Raw genomic sequence first — 13762 nt, forward strand, 5'->3', positions numbered from 1 at the left:
TACTGGCTGCCCCGTTGTCCCTGCAAGGAAATATCATGATTGCCCCCACACCACGCCGCGCCAGCGGCTTGATCCTGCTGACCCTGGCCTTCGGCTTCGTCATGGCCATGCTCGACGTCACGGCCGTCAACGTGGCGCTGTCCGATATCGCGCTGGACTTGCATATTCCGCTGACGGGCCTGGTCTGGGTGGTCGATGGCTACACCCTGACGTTCGCCGCGCTGCTGCTGGCCGGCGGCGCGCTGGCCGACCGCTACGGGCCGAAAGCCGTGTACCAGGGCGGCCTGGGCGTCTTCCTGCTCGGCTCGGTGCTGTGCGGCGCCGCGCCCGACGGGCATTTCCTCACGGCCGCGCGCCTGCTGCAGGGGGCGGGCGCGGCCCTGTTCATGCCCAGTTCGCTCAGCCTGCTCACGCACAGTTTTGACGACGAGCGCGAACGCACGCGCATGCTCGGTGCCTGGTCGGCGCTGGTGGGCGTGGCCGGTGCGTCCGGCCCCCTGATCGGCGGCATCCTCGTGCACCAGTTCGGCTGGCGCAGCGTGTTCTGGGTCAACGTGCCGCTGGGCGTGCTGGCCATCGTCATGGCGCAGCAGCTCTTGGTGGCGCCGGCGCGCCAGCCGCGCGATCTGTCGCTGTTCAGCCATGCGCTGGGCGTGGCGGCGCTGGCGGGCCTCAGTTTCGTGCTGATCGAAGGCCCCGTGCTGGGCTGGCTGTCGCCCGGCGTGCTGGCGGCGGGCGCCTTGACCTTGCTGTCGGCCTGGCATTTGCTGCGGCGCGAGCGCAGCGGCAGCCATCCGTTGTTGCCGCGTGAACTGTTTCACAGCAGCAGCTTCGGCGCGGCCAATGGCGTGGGCTTTCTGATCAATTTCTGCGTGTTCGGGCAATTGTTCTTGTTGAGCCTGTTTTTGCAGCAGTCGGGCGGCGCCGACGCCCTGCAGTCGGGCTTGCGCCTGCTGCCCATGATGGCGGCCTATACGGTGGGCAATTTCATGGCGGGAAGTATTGCGGCGCGCCATGGCACGCGTAGGCCCATGCTGGCGGGCTTGCTGGTGGGCGCCGTCATGGCCTTGCTGCTGATGGGCTTGCGTCCGGGTACGCCGTATGGCTGGCTGGCGCTGGGCACGGCCGTCATGAATGTGGCCATCGGCATCGCCATTCCCGCCATGACGGCCACCGTGATGCAGGTGGCCGGCAAGCAACATGCGAACAGCGCGGCGGCGGCCCTGAATGCGAACCGCCAAATCGGCGCGCTGGTGGGCGTGGCGCTGATCGGCAGCATCCTGCATATGCTGCCCGACTGGTCGCTGCGCCTGCCGCTGGCCTACGCGACGATCGCCGCCGCGTATGGCCTGGCGGCGGGCCTCGTCTACCGGCACGTGCATGTGCCGAAGGCCGTGGCCGCCGCGTGAGCGCTTAGGGCACGCTTATTTCCCGTGCTTGCTGCGCCATTCGACCAGCTCTTCGATGGTGAGGATCGGCATGCCGTGCAGCTCGGCGAAGCGCTCGATATCGTCGCCGCGCATCATGGTACCGTCCGGATTCATCAGCTCGCACAGCACGGCGGCCGGGTTCAGGCCCGCCAGGCGCGACAGGTCGACGGAGCCTTCCGTGTGGCCGCGGCGTTCGAGCACGCCGCCGGGCGCGGCGCGCAGGGGGAAGACGTGGCCGGGGCGTACCAGGTCGGCCGGCTTGGCGTCCGGCGCGATGGCGGCGCGGATGGTGGTGACGCGGTCGGCGGCCGACACGCCCGTCGTGACGCCGTCGCGCGCCTCGATGGATACCGTGAACGGCGTGCCATAGCGGCTGCCGTTGTCGGACGACATGGGCGGCAATTCCAGCTTGCTGACGACATCCGTCGGCAGGCACAGGCAGACGATGCCGCTGCATTCGCGGATCAAGAGGGCCATGGTTTCGTTGGTGAGTTTCTCGGCAGACAGGATCAGGTCGGCTTCGTTTTCGCGGTCGAAATCGTCGAGCAGGATGACGGGAATGCCGGCGCGCATGGCGGCCAGGGCGGACTGGATGCGACCTTCGAGGTCGCTGGAAAGCAGGGTATAGCTGTTGACTAACATGGTGAAACGCTCCTCGCATAGGCGAAAAACGCTGCAGGGCAAGCGAATAGACGCAACTGGCCGCATCGCCGTGGCGATGGGACATCACACTACTGCACATCTTCTTTCATCCGGACTATACCGTCGGCCCCGGAATCACACCGGATCTGCTGACCTCGCCAAGCGGTGCCTGGAAAGCGCTCGCGGGCTTGACCGTTGCCGGTCTTACCGCCGGTGGGGAATCGCACCCCGCCCCGAAGACGTCGTTGTGCCGGTCCACATGACCGGCGGCAATACTTTAGCACAATTGAAAAAAAGCGGCAGGGCACGGATGAGTTTGTCGTTCGGCAAAGTTGCCGGGGGAAAGGAGTTTTCCCTAAGCTATTTTTAATGGCGGAAACAGGATTTCAGTGTAAGGTATGTCTACTGAATCTTACCGTTGAGAATACATGAAGCTGAGTAAATTACGCCTGATCTCGGGCGCCGTCTTGCTGGCGTGCGCCTGCCTGGCCCAGGCGGAAATCCGTTTGAGCGACCCCCTGCCGCTGGCACCAGAAGTGACCGTCGGCAAACTGCCAAACGGCCTGACCTATTACATCAAGAAAAATGCCCGTCCCGCGCAGAAAGTCGAGCTGCGCCTGGTGGTGAAAGCCGGCTCCATCCTGGAAGACGATGACCAGCAAGGCCTGGCGCATTTCACGGAACACATGGCGTTCAATGGTTCCACGCATTTCAAGCGCAATGAACTCATTTCCTATTTGCAATCGATCGGCGTGAAGTTCGGCGCCGACCTGAACGCCTACACGAGTTTCGATGAAACCGTCTACGTGCTGCCGATTCCGACGAACAGGAAGGAGAACCTGGAAAAGGGTTTTCTCGTGCTGGAAGACTGGGCGCATGGCTTGAAATTCAATCCGGCCGACATCAACAGCGAGCGCGGCATCGTGCTGGAAGAGGCGCGCCTGGGCAAGGGTGCCAGCGACCGCATGAACAAGGTGCTGTATCCGAAGCTGCTGAACGGCTCGCGCTATGCGCAGCGCATGCCGATTGGCAAGGAATCGGTGCTGAAAACCTTCAAGCCCGAGGCCATCAAGCGTTTCTACAAGGATTGGTACCGTCCCGACCTGATGGCCGTGATGGTGGTCGGTGACGTGGAGCCGGGCCAGGCTGAAAAGCTGATCCGGCAGCATTTCGGCAAGCTGAAAAACCCCGCGACACCGCGTCCGCGCCTGTATGCGGAAGTGCCGCAGCGCGCGCAGACGGAAGCGCTGGTGATCACGGACAAGGAAGCGCCCGACGACAGCGTCTTCATCCGCTACCCCATCCGTCCCGCGCAGGAACCCGTCACCATCGCCGACTACCGCCGCCAGATGATCGAGAACCTGTACGGCCAGATGCTCAGCGCGCGCATGCAGGAATTGACGCAGCAGGCCAATCCGCCGTTCATCCAGGGCGGCAGCAGCATGGGCAAGCTGGTGCGCGGCTATGAATCGTTCAGCGCGTATGCCTTGCTGGGCAAGGGCGGCGTGCAGCCGGCCATCGACGCGCTGGTGCAGGAAGACGAGCGGGCGCGCCGCTTCGGCTTCAGCCAGGACGAGCTGGACCGTGCGCGCAAGGACATGCTGCGCAACTACGAGCGCGCGTACAGCGAACGCGACAAATCCGATTCCTCGGGCTTCGTGGCCGAGTATTCGCGCAATTTCCTGGAACAGGAAGCCATCCCCGGCATCGCCAACGAGCTGATGTACGCGCAGGAACTCTTGCCGCAGGTGACCTTGCGGGAAATCAACGAGACGGTGGCCAAGGTGATCCCCGACCAGCAAAAGAAGCTGGTGGTCTTCATGGGCGCCGAACCGAAGGCGGGTGATGCGGCCTCGAACGTGCCGACGCAGCAGCAATTGCTCGACGCCGTGGCGCAGGCCGAGCAGCAAACCGTCGAGCCGCGCACGGAAAAGGTGCTGGCCAGCAAGCTGATGGATGGCCCGCCGGCCGGCGGCAGCATCGTCTCGGAAAAGCTCAACAGCGCCATCGGCGTGACGGAGCTGATTCTGGGCAATGGCGTGCGCGTGCTGCTGAAACCGACGGACTTCAAGAACGACCAGGTGCTGATGGGCTCGACCCGCTTCGGCGGCCAGTCGCTGTTCGGCGACGCCGACATCTACAACGCCCGCTACGCCAGCGCCGTCGTCGGCAGCATGGGCTTGAAGGATCTGGCGCCGCTGGACCTGCAAAAAGTGTTGGCTGGCAAGACGGTCAACGTGGGCGCCTCGCTGGGCGAACTGAGCGAAGGCTTTGGCGCTTCGGCCAGCAGCGCCGACGTGGAAGCCATGCTGCAGCTGGTGACCCTGTACTTCAACGACGTGCGCAAGGATGCGGGCCTGTACCAGTCCTTCATCGGCAAGCAGCAGGACCTGGCGAAAAACAGCATGGCGCAGCCGGAAGCCGTGTTTTATGACGCCGTCCAGCACGCCACGTTCGGCGACAGCCCCCGCGTCGACGGCGTGCCGCGCGCGGCCGATTTCGACAAGGTGGGCCTGGAGCGTTCGCTGGAAATCTTCCGCCAGCGCTTTTCCAGCGCGCGCGGCATGACGTTCATCTTCACGGGCAGTTTTCAGCTCGACAAGATCAAGCCTTTGATCGCCGGCTACCTGGGCACCTTGCCCGCGGGCGAAGTGGCGCATGCCTACCGCGACGTGGGCTTGCGCCCCGTGAGCGGCGTGGTCAAGAAGAATGTCTACATGGGCAGCGAGCCGAAGAGCACGATTTCCATCTCCTTCAATGGCAACGTGGCGTATTCGGAAGAGCAAAAGCTGACCCTGCAGGCGCTGGGCGAGGTGCTGAACCTGAAAGTCATCGAAGTGCTGCGTGAAAAGATGGGCATGATCTACGGCGGCGGCTTCGAGACGGCCATGGGCCAGCATCCGTACGGCTACTATTCGGTGGCGCTGAACCTGCCGACAGGGCCGGAACATGTCGACAAGGTGATCGCCGCCGCCTTTGCCGAAATCAGCAAGATGAAGACGGACGGGCCATCGGCGGCGGACCTCGAAAAGGTCAAGCTGAACTGGATCACGCGCCAGCAGAAGTCCTTGCGGGAAAATAATTACTGGATGAGCCAGCTGATGGCTTCCGTGACCCAGGGCCGCGACCCCGCGCACATCCTGCGTTTCGAGCAGCGCGTGCGGGCCATCACGCCACAAGCCATCAGGCAGGCGGCGCAGCGTTACCTGGACATGAACAATTACGTGCAGGTGGTCTTGTATCCGGAACGTAAAAATGTTGCCGTCAAGTAATACTTCTTGATCGCGTGCAGGCGTCGGCATGGCCGCGAAGCTGTTAAACTGTCGGCAATGGATGTAATACCGCAGTTTTATAACGTAAATACGCAAGGACAGCACGATGGCTAAGAAAGAAGAACTCGATCCGGAAACCCTGGAATTGATCAACTGGTGTATCGAAGTCGAAGGCTTCCTCGTGGCTGGCGGCGCCACCGTGGCGCAGGCGCAGGACCATATCGAAGAGCAGGTCGAGTGGTTCACCGACCAGTTCTACGATGGCTTGACGCCGGAAGAGGCGGCCAAGGAAGCCTTGGCCTGACTTTTCAGCAAGATTTCAGCAGGACATATGCGGGCGGTGCCTGCCGGGCATCAGCCCGGTAGCGCCGCCCGCTTTGCTTTTCCGAAAAGATTTCCACAGGGAAATTGTTTATAATTCCACGTTTTTTTCTACCCAGGCTCCCATGACTCTCCGTTCGCGCATTCTGTTGTTGTGTTTCAGCACCTTGCTGGGCATCGTCCTCATCGCTTCCTTTTCCCTGTATTCGCTGCGCCAGACCATGATGGCCGAGCGCGTCGAGCAACTGACGGTGCTGGTGGAGCTGGCCAACGCCTCGGTGGAAAAGGCATATGCGCTGGAACAGTCGGGCAAGCTGACGCGTGAGCAGGCCCAGCAGCAGGCCAGGCTGGCCATCGGCAGCTTCGTCAAGGACGAGATGTATTATTTCGTGCGCGATTTCAGCACCGACTTGCTGTACGTGCACCCGAATGCGTCGCGCATCGGCGTGCCGCAAAAGAACATGAAGCAGTCGGGCGACCGCTACCGCGCCGCGCTGGCCAACAGCCGCATCGGCCTGGTGCAGGCGGACGGCACGCGTCCCGGCGTGAAGGAGCCGGTGGCGAAGATGTATGCCGTGGTGAAATTTGCGCCGTGGGACTGGCTGATCGGCACGGGCACCTACATCGATGACATCAACCACAAGTTCTGGGCCCAGGCGGGCGTGCTGCTGGCCATCGGCGGCGCGCTGATGCTGGTGGTGGGCGCGCTGGCGGCCCTGATGCTGCGCCGCATCCTGGCCCAGCTCGGTGGCGAACCTGATTATGCGGCGGCCATCGTGGCGCAGATCGCCCAGGGTGACCTGACGACGCAGATCGACACGCGCCCCGGCGACACGTCCAGTCTGTTGATGGCGATCAAGGCCATGCGCGACAACCTGGCGCATCTGGTAAGCCAGGTGCGCAACGATGCGGAATCCATTTCCACGGCGTCGGGCGAAATCGCCTCGGGCAACCACGACCTGTCGGCGCGCACGGAACAGCAGGCGGGTTCCTTGGAAGAAACGGCTTCCACCATGGAAGAGATGACCTCCACCGTGCGCCAGAATGCGGACAATGCGCGCCAGGCCAACCAGCTGGCCATTTCCGCCTCGCAAGTGGCGAGCCAGGCGGGCGGCGTGGTGAGCCAGGTGGTCGACACCATGGGCGCCATCAATGCCTCGTCGAAGAAGATCGGCGACATCATCGCCGTCATCGACGGCATCGCGTTCCAGACGAATATTTTGGCCCTGAACGCGGCCGTGGAAGCGGCGCGCGCGGGCGAGCAGGGCCGTGGTTTCGCCGTCGTCGCCAGCGAGGTGCGCAACCTGGCGCAGCGTTCGGCTGCTGCCGCGAAGGAGATCAAGCAATTGATCGACAGTTCCGCCGAGCAAGTGGGCGCCGGTGAAAAACTCGTGGCCCTGGCGGGCGAAACGATGGAAAAGGTCGTTTCCAGCGTGCAGCACGTCACCGATATCGTGGCCGAGATTTCCTCGGCCAGCGCCGAGCAGAGCGCCGGCATCGAGCAGATCAACCAGGCCATCGTCGAGATGGACAACATGACGCAGCAAAACTCGGCCCTCGTCGAGCAGGCGTCGGCGGCGGCGCAAGCGATGAACGAGCAGGCGGCCGGCCTGGCGCAGATCGTCAGCGTGTTCAAGGTGGGCGCGGCGGCAGCCGTGCCGCGTTCCGCCGGCACGGCGGCCCAGGTGCGTTTGCCACGCTAACCCGGGCGCCCATGTAGACGCAGCACACGTTCCTTCATCGTTGAAGGAACTTTTCATTTGGCCAGCTGTCCAACTTTCCTTGGTCCCTTGGGGACGTCTATACGAGGTGAGCATGACGGACGGTTTTTCCTATCACGCGGCGTTCGCCCGCAACCTGGGCTGGGTCACGCAGGCAGAGCAAAACAGCTTGCGCGGCAAGCGCGTGGCCATTGCCGGCATGGGCGGCGTGGGCGGCGTGCACTTGCTGACCCTGGCCCGGCTGGGCATCGGCGCCTTTCACATCGCCGACTTCGACACCTTCGATATCGCCAACTTCAACCGCCAGGCCGGCGCCATGATGTCCACCCTGGGCCAGCCGAAGGCCGGCGTGCTGGCGCGCATGGCGATGGACATCAATCCCGAGCTTGACATCAAGCAGTTTCCCGACGGCATACACGACAGCAACCTGGCCGAGTTCTTTGCCGGCGTCGACCTGTACGTGGACGGCCTCGATTTCTTCGCCTTTCCCGCGCGCCAGGCCACCTTCGCCACCTGCGCGCGCCTGCGCATACCGGCCATCACGGCCGCGCCGCTGGGCATGGGCACGGCCGTGCTCAATTTCCTGCCCGGCGGCATGACGTTCGAAGACTATTTTGGCTGGGGCGACTTGCCGGAAGAAGAAAAAGCCCTGCGCTTTCTCGTCGGCCTGGCGCCGGCCGGCCTGCACGGCCCGTATCTGGTCGACCCGTCCGCCATCAACCTGAAGGAGCGGCGCGGACCGTCCACCATCATGGGCTGCCAGCTGTGCGCGGGCGCGGCCGCCACGGAAGCCTTGAAAATCCTGTTAAAACGGGGCAAGGTACTGGCCGCGCCCCATGGCATGCATTTCGATGCCTACCGCAACAAGTTCGTGCATACCTGGCGTCCGGGCGGCAACCGCCACCCGCTGCAACGGCTGGCAATGGCCATCATCAAGCGCCGGCGTGCGGCGCAGGGGGCGTAAATGACGCAAGCACCGCAGCTCGATCCCATACTGGAAAACATCCTCGACCAGGCGCGCTGGGCGCCCAGCGGCGACAACACGCAGCCGTGGCGCTTTGAGATCGTCGAGCCGCGCCACGTCGTCGTGCATGGCTTCGATACGCGCAGCCACTGCGTGTACGACCTCGACGGCCATCCCAGCCAGCTGTCGCTGGGCGCCCTGCTCGAAAGCCTGGCGCTGGCGGCCAGCAGCCACGGCTTGCGCATGGAAGCGCGCCGGCGCATGGCCATGCCCGACACCCTGCCCACCTTCGACGCCTACCTGGTCGACAGCCCCGGCCTGCTGCCCGACCCGCTGGCGGCCTTTTTGCCGCAGCGCAGCGTGCAGCGGCGCCGGCTCAGCACGCGCCGGCTGCGCGCCAGCGAAAAGGCCGCGCTCGATGCCTGCTTGCCGCCCGGCTACACGGTGCAGTGGTACGAGGGCGCGCGCGCGCGCCTGGCCTGCGCGCGGCTGATGTTCGCCAATGCCCGCCTGCGTCTGACCATGCCCGAGGCGCACAAGGTGCACCGCGACGTCATCGAGTGGGGCGCGCGTTTCAGCGCCGACCGCATCCCCGACCAGGCGCTGGGCGTGGACCCGATGACGGCGCGCCTGATGCGCTGGGTCATGCAGAGCTGGCGCCGCGTGGATTTCTTCAATACCTGGCTGGCCGGCACGCTGGCGCCCCGGCTGCAGATGGACTTGCTGCCTGGCATCTCCTGCGCCGCGCATTTCGCGTTGCTGGCCGATGCGTCGCCGCGCCATGTCGACGATTACGTGGCCGCAGGGCGCGCCATGCAGCGCTTCTGGCTGACGGCCACGCGGCTGGGCCTGCAGTTGCAGCCGGAACTGACGCCGCTGATCTTCGCCCGCTACGTGCGCGAACGGCGCACCTTTTCGCGCACCGAAGGCATGCCGGAGCTGGCGCAGGAGCTGGCGGTGCAGTGCCAGGCCGTGCTGGGGCCGGCGGCGTTTGACCGGGCCGTGTTTCTCGGGCGCATAGGCGCCGGGCCGGCGGCCCAGGCGCGCTCCTTGCGCCGGCCGCTACGCGAGCTGATCGTCGCGCCGGCCAGCGGGCCATGAGGTGGCGCGCCGCGCCGCCGGGGCGCCAGCGCCAATACGCCCAGGCCGGCTGCCAGCAGCGGCAAGGTGCCCGGTAGCGGCATCGGCGTGGCCGCCGGCACATAGGCCAGTTCGGAGCTGTTGAGCATGTTCAACACCAGGGTATAGCTGCCGGCCGCCAGCGCGTCCGTGACGGCGCCATACTGCCCGCCGCACGTCGTGCCGATGCCCGTGCCCGTGGGCGCGCCGCAGCCGCTGGGGTCATAGGTAAACACGCTGCCGCTGGTCAGCGGCGTCTGCGCGTAGCCCGTATTGAGGCTGGCGGCATCGGCCAGTTCCGTGCCGCCCAGGATGCCCGAGCCCAGGCTGCCGTCGGGCGCCCAGTTGAAGACGATGGCCCCGTTTTCGTCGATGATGGTAAACGTCAGCGCCATGTTGGTGGTGGCCGCCGAACCCGTGGCGGCCAGCGCGTCCAGGTACAGCTGCATGTAGGGCTGGGCCTGGAAGTCGAAGGCCAGGGTGGCGCCCGGCTGGCCGACGACGAAATTGACGGCCATGGCCGTGGCGGAGCCGTTGCGTCCCGAAGCGTCGGCGCTGCCGCCGCCCGTCAGGAAGGTTTCCGCCGCATTTACCGTGTGCGTGCTGGTCGAGCCCGGTGGAAAAGGGGGGATCTGCGAGCTGACGATTTGCGCCTCGCCGCGCGCGTACGAGGCCTGGCCCATGCCTTGCTGCGTAAAATCGTTTTCCCCTTTGCTGACGGCGCCGCGTGTCGCTTGTGGTGCATCAATCTGGTTGGCGCCTCCACGGATGACGCTGCTGCCGTTGACGGTGGCCGTCGTGCGCGACAGGTCGATATTGCTGATGACCGAGGTGGTGCCGGTGGGAGTGCTGATGACCAGGCCAAAGATGTTCGTGTAGGAGTAACCGTAGGCGGCGGCGCTGGCGCCGCCGCTGGCTGCCAGCAACAGCATGGCCAGCAGTATTGCGGGAACGCGGGGAACGGAGCCGCTGCTGAAAAAATTTCTCATGAAACATCCTCATCGCCTGGCCGGTACGGTGGCATGGTAGTGTCGACGGCGCCAGGCTGTAAGGAAAGCCGACAGGCTTGCCGCATAAAAAAGGCGAGGAGATACCCCCTCGCCTGTGAGTCCCCCCTGTTGCATGGTTCAGGCGGCAAGCTTGCGGCGGCGGGCGTAGCCCAGGCCCGCCAGGCCCAGGCCCAGCAAGGCCAGGGTGCCGGGTTCCGGCGTGGCAGCTTGTTTCACCAGGTCCACGCTTTCCACCGCGTTCAAGGTCAAGGTGTAGTTGCCGGCCGTCAGGGCATTGCTGACCGAGCTGAAGTTGCCGCCGCAGCCCGTGCCCACGCCCGTGCCCGTGGGCGAGCCGCAGCCGGTGGGGTCGTAGGTGAACAGGTTGCCGCGCGTCAGGAAGTTGGTCGCCAGGCTGGTGTTCAGGTTGGCGTCATCGGTGTTCTCCGTGCCGCCGAAGATGCCCGAGCCGACCACGCCATCGGGCGTCCAGTTGAATACCGTGGCGCCGGTGGCGTCGGTGATGGTGAAGGTGACCACCAGGTTGGCCGTCGCCGTGGACAGGACGCCCACCGTGCTTTGCAGGAAGACCTGCATGAAGGGCGAGGCCAGGAAGTCGAAGCTCAGCGTCGCCGTGGGCGAGCCGACGACGAAATCGACGGAGAAGCCCGTGGTCGAGCCGTTGCGGCCGGATGCGTCGGCCGTGCCGGATGGACCGTCGAGGTGGGCCTCGGCCACGTTCACGGCCTGGGTGGAGGTCGAGCCCGGCGGGAACGAGGGGAACTGCGTGCTGACGATCTGCGCATCGCCGCGCGAATAGTTGCCGGCGGGGCCTTGCTGCGTGAAGTCGTTCTCGCCCTTGGTGACGGCGCCCACGTTGGCGCGCGGCGCGTCGAGCGAACCGGCGCCGCCGTTGATGACGCTCACGCCGTTCAGGGTGGCCGTGCTGCGCGAGATGGTAGTGCTGTTGGCCACCGTGATCTGGCCCGTCGGCACGGCGATCACCAGGCCGAAGATGTTGTTATAGGAATAGCCGTAGGCGCCCGCTTGTGCGCTACCGGCTGCGCACAGCATGGCCAGTGCCGCTGCGGCCGGGAGCAGTTTCAATTTAGAAAATTTCATTTTGTTCACCTCGTGGTTGAGTGAGTCTGGAAGTCTTGCCTGAGTCCTGTCGGCAGGTGCTCATGGCCAGACTTAAGCGACTTCCATGCCAGGGCAGGAGGTTCTTTTGAAATCAAGGACTTGGCGCACTGCTGTTGACGTAGTGCAGGTGCGGCCAGGCGCGCTGTAAGAAAAGCCGACGCCGGGCCGTCACTGCAGCAGCGCTTGCATATGCGTGCGCAGGCGCGGCCCCGGCAGGCAGGCCTGGAATGCCGTCGCCAGTTGCCGCGCGGCCAGCCGGGTGGGGCTGTCGTCGAGCAGGCGCGTGGCGGCACGGCGCAGGGCCGTTTCCTGGAAGCGGTCGGCGCGCAGCAGCAGGCCGGCGCCGGCGCCCACGACGCCGTGCATGTTGAGGAACTGGTCGAGGTTGCCGGCGATGCCGATTACGGGCACGCCGGCCGTCAGCGCCTGCTGGCTGGTGGGACTGCCGCCGTTGCAGATCACGACACTGGCGCGCCGGGCAGCCGCGTCGCCGGGCAGGAAGGGGGCGACAAAGGCGTTCGGCGGCACGGCGTCGAGGCGGATGGTGCCGGCCGTGGCCGCCAGCACGGTGACGGGCAGGGGCGCCAGTGCGCGCAGCACGCGCGGCAACAGCTGGCCCTGGCCGGAACTGCCCAGGGTGACGTAGATGATGGGGCGTCCGCTGCTCAGTTCAGGCCGCCGCCACCAGTCCGGCAGTTCGAGGGGCGGCGCCCAGATGACGGCGCCCAGGTAGTCGTGCGTGGGCGGCATGGCCTGGGGCGGGAACAGTTGCGCGATATCCGCATACAGGGTGCGGTCCGCATCCGTGTAGGTGCGGCGCAGGTCGCTGCCCAGCGACGCCAGGCCGTGGCGGCGGCGCACGCGGTTCAGCGGCGCGGCGTGCGCGGCGAAGGCCAGCGGGCGGATCAGGCGGAACAGGGGATCGGCCAGCCAGACGGGCAGCACGCCCGTCAGGGGCAGGCTGGGCACCGTGTAGTGCTGGCGCACATACGGACTCCAGTAGGCGTTGCTGACCGCAAGGTAGGGTATGTGCTGCAGGCGGGCGCTGACCGATAGCGACAGGCGGAAGTCGCCGATCACGAGGTCGGGCCGGACGGCTTGCAGCAGGCGCAGGTCGTCTTCCACGTAACGCAGCAGCGTGCTTTCCGTGTAGACGGGCTTGCCGCTGGCCAGCGCCTGCAGAAATTGTTGAGAGGAAATACTGTCGATATGCCAGCGCCGGAAGGACGCCTGCTGGAAGCAGAAGTCGTAACCGTCGGTGCACGCAAAATGCACCTCGTATTCGTCCTCGGCCAGGCCCTGGGCCAGGCTCAGAGGGCGGCCTACGTGGGCCAGGGTCACGGCCTCGGCCATGAAAAGAATTTTTTTGCGCGCCATTGCTTGCCGTCTTGCCTGCTTTCCCGGGAGTTAACGCCCATGCGTGCAAGGTTGGAGTGGCGCCGCGCCGTTTGGTTCCCCGGCCCTGCCACAGGCGGGCGCCGGGCATTCGCGGCATCGGCTACAGTGGTGGCAAAGGAGACCACCATGCAGCCACCATTCCGTCCCGCCCCGCTGCGTGCGCACAGCACGCCAGAACCGGATATCCCGCCGCCGCCCGAAGGCGATCCGCTTGCGCCGCCGCCGGAAAAGCCGCCGCACGTCGATCCCGTGCCCGTCGAGGAACCGACGCCGCCGCCGCCGCCCGTCAGGATGGCTTGAACGCGGCTTGCCGCGCAACTGAACGGCAGCCGCGGCGTTGCCGCGCGCTGTTTATTTCCAGTCGGAAATGGATTGCGCAGGCGGCTCGATAGCCGCGCCAATTAAACAACAAAAATGCCAATAAACGTTGCCGAGTGGATACAAATAAAACGCTAACTGCTGTGTGTCATGCGGCCGTCACGATTCTGTTCTTATAATGAGACATCATAAAAATTCTTGTACAGGAGACCATCATGGGCAATTCCTTGCATAACAAAATCTATCTGGGCAGGCGTCCCGTGATGACGGGAAAAAGCCTGATGGCGCTGGCGGTAGTGGGTGCCGTGGCCGGTTGCGGCTTGGCCTGGCTGCTGCTGCGCACCTACAAATAAGGGCGCCCGGGCCCGCGTTTCAGCCGCCCGGCCGCACGGCCGGCGGCGCCAGATTTGCGTTGCCTGTTGCCGATGCGCAGCGGGGCGCGTAC

At 65.2% G+C, this 13762-nt stretch carries 11 protein-coding genes, 1 pseudogene and 1 riboswitch; of the genes and pseudogenes, 8 read left to right on the forward strand and 4 right to left on the reverse strand.

Annotated features, from left to right (window positions below; all coding sequences use genetic code 11):
- Positions 1-35 precede the first annotated feature (35 nt).
- Complete coding sequence (locus BXA07_RS06030; RefSeq protein ID WP_083708066.1) at positions 36-1409, forward strand: MFS transporter; 1374 nt, start codon at positions 36-38, stop codon at positions 1407-1409.
- 15 nt (positions 1410-1424) lie between these two features.
- On the opposite strand, the gene ribB is transcribed toward BXA07_RS06030, so the two are convergent.
- Positions 1425-2072 (reverse strand): 3,4-dihydroxy-2-butanone-4-phosphate synthase, encoded by a 648-nt coding sequence (ribB, locus tag BXA07_RS06035; protein WP_076566590.1) that lies wholly within the window; start codon positions 2070-2072, stop codon positions 1425-1427.
- A gap of 94 nt (positions 2073-2166) precedes the next feature.
- A riboswitch (FMN riboswitch) is annotated at positions 2167-2317 on the reverse strand.
- A 183-nt stretch (positions 2318-2500) separates the two neighbouring features.
- On the opposite strand from ribB, the gene BXA07_RS06040 reads away from it, so the two are divergent.
- The 5 genes from BXA07_RS06040 to BXA07_RS06060 all read left to right on the forward strand — a co-directional run bounded on the left by BXA07_RS06040 (position 2501) and on the right by BXA07_RS06060 (position 9451).
- Positions 2501-5344, forward strand: coding sequence for a M16 family metallopeptidase (locus BXA07_RS06040; protein WP_076566592.1), 2844 nt, complete (start codon positions 2501-2503; stop codon positions 5342-5344).
- A 106-nt stretch (positions 5345-5450) separates the two neighbouring features.
- The gene (locus BXA07_RS06045; RefSeq protein WP_010399555.1) at positions 5451-5648 is read left to right on the forward strand and encodes a hypothetical protein; all 198 of its coding nucleotides are present in this window, start codon (positions 5451-5453) and stop codon (positions 5646-5648) included.
- 142 nt (positions 5649-5790) lie between these two features.
- Positions 5791-7368: a methyl-accepting chemotaxis protein gene (locus BXA07_RS06050; RefSeq protein WP_076566594.1), complete on the forward strand. Its 1578-nt coding sequence runs from the start codon at positions 5791-5793 to the stop codon at positions 7366-7368.
- Between the two features lie 112 nt (positions 7369-7480).
- Positions 7481-8350 (forward strand): ThiF family adenylyltransferase, encoded by an 870-nt coding sequence (locus BXA07_RS06055; protein ID WP_076566596.1) that lies wholly within the window; start codon positions 7481-7483, stop codon positions 8348-8350.
- Complete coding sequence (locus BXA07_RS06060; protein WP_076566598.1) at positions 8351-9451, forward strand: nitroreductase family protein; 1101 nt, start codon at positions 8351-8353, stop codon at positions 9449-9451.
- A 23-nt stretch (positions 9452-9474) separates the two neighbouring features.
- On the opposite strand, the pseudogene BXA07_RS31585 reads toward BXA07_RS06060, so the two are convergent.
- From BXA07_RS31585 to BXA07_RS06070, 3 genes and pseudogenes are all read right to left on the reverse strand, one after another.
- Positions 9475-10458: pseudogene (locus BXA07_RS31585) on the reverse strand (EDSAP-1 family PEP-CTERM protein); the annotation flags it as partial.
- A 138-nt stretch (positions 10459-10596) separates the two neighbouring features.
- Complete coding sequence (locus tag BXA07_RS06065) at positions 10597-11580, reverse strand: EDSAP-1 family PEP-CTERM protein (protein WP_076567111.1); 984 nt, start codon at positions 11578-11580, stop codon at positions 10597-10599.
- A 189-nt stretch (positions 11581-11769) separates the two neighbouring features.
- Positions 11770-12978 carry a glycosyltransferase gene (locus BXA07_RS06070; RefSeq protein ID WP_139335453.1) on the reverse strand — a complete coding sequence of 403 codons (1209 nt, stop codon included), beginning with the start codon at positions 12976-12978 and terminating at the stop codon, positions 11770-11772.
- Between the two features lie 147 nt (positions 12979-13125).
- On the opposite strand from BXA07_RS06070, the gene BXA07_RS30750 reads away from it, so the two are divergent.
- Positions 13126-13299, forward strand: a complete 174-nt coding sequence (locus BXA07_RS30750; RefSeq protein WP_170909615.1) for a hypothetical protein — start codon at positions 13126-13128, stop codon at positions 13297-13299.
- Positions 13300-13532: 233 nt separating this feature from the next.
- Complete coding sequence (locus BXA07_RS30755) at positions 13533-13670, forward strand: hypothetical protein (RefSeq protein ID WP_170909616.1); 138 nt, start codon at positions 13533-13535, stop codon at positions 13668-13670.
- The last annotated feature ends 92 nt before the right edge of the window (positions 13671-13762 follow it).

This window comes from Janthinobacterium sp. TND4EL3 (assembly GCF_900156175.1).
Lineage (GTDB): Bacteria > Pseudomonadota > Gammaproteobacteria > Burkholderiales > Burkholderiaceae_D > Janthinobacterium.

Bases quoted from the DNA above. Each gene is read 5' to 3' on its own strand.
- BXA07_RS06050 (WP_076566594.1), top strand. From the start codon at position 5,791: ATGACTCTCCGTTCGCGCATTCTGTTGTTGTGTTTCAGCACCTTGCTG.
- BXA07_RS30750 (WP_170909615.1), top strand. From the start codon at position 13,126: ATGCAGCCACCATTCCGTCCCGCCCCGCTGCGTGCGCACAGCACGCCA.
- BXA07_RS06045 (WP_010399555.1), top strand. From the start codon at position 5,451: ATGGCTAAGAAAGAAGAACTCGATCCGGAAACCCTGGAATTGATCAAC.
- BXA07_RS06060 (WP_076566598.1), top strand. From the start codon at position 8,351: ATGACGCAAGCACCGCAGCTCGATCCCATACTGGAAAACATCCTCGAC.
- BXA07_RS30755 (WP_170909616.1), top strand. From the start codon at position 13,533: ATGGGCAATTCCTTGCATAACAAAATCTATCTGGGCAGGCGTCCCGTG.
- BXA07_RS06065 (WP_076567111.1), bottom strand. From the start codon at position 11,580: ATGAAATTTTCTAAATTGAAACTGCTCCCGGCCGCAGCGGCACTGGCC.
- ribB (WP_076566590.1), bottom strand. From the start codon at position 2,072: ATGTTAGTCAACAGCTATACCCTGCTTTCCAGCGACCTCGAAGGTCGC.
- BXA07_RS06040 (WP_076566592.1), top strand. From the start codon at position 2,501: ATGAAGCTGAGTAAATTACGCCTGATCTCGGGCGCCGTCTTGCTGGCG.
- BXA07_RS06055 (WP_076566596.1), top strand. From the start codon at position 7,481: ATGACGGACGGTTTTTCCTATCACGCGGCGTTCGCCCGCAACCTGGGC.
- BXA07_RS06030 (WP_083708066.1), top strand. From the start codon at position 36: ATGATTGCCCCCACACCACGCCGCGCCAGCGGCTTGATCCTGCTGACC.
- BXA07_RS06070 (WP_139335453.1), bottom strand. From the start codon at position 12,978: ATGGCGCGCAAAAAAATTCTTTTCATGGCCGAGGCCGTGACCCTGGCC.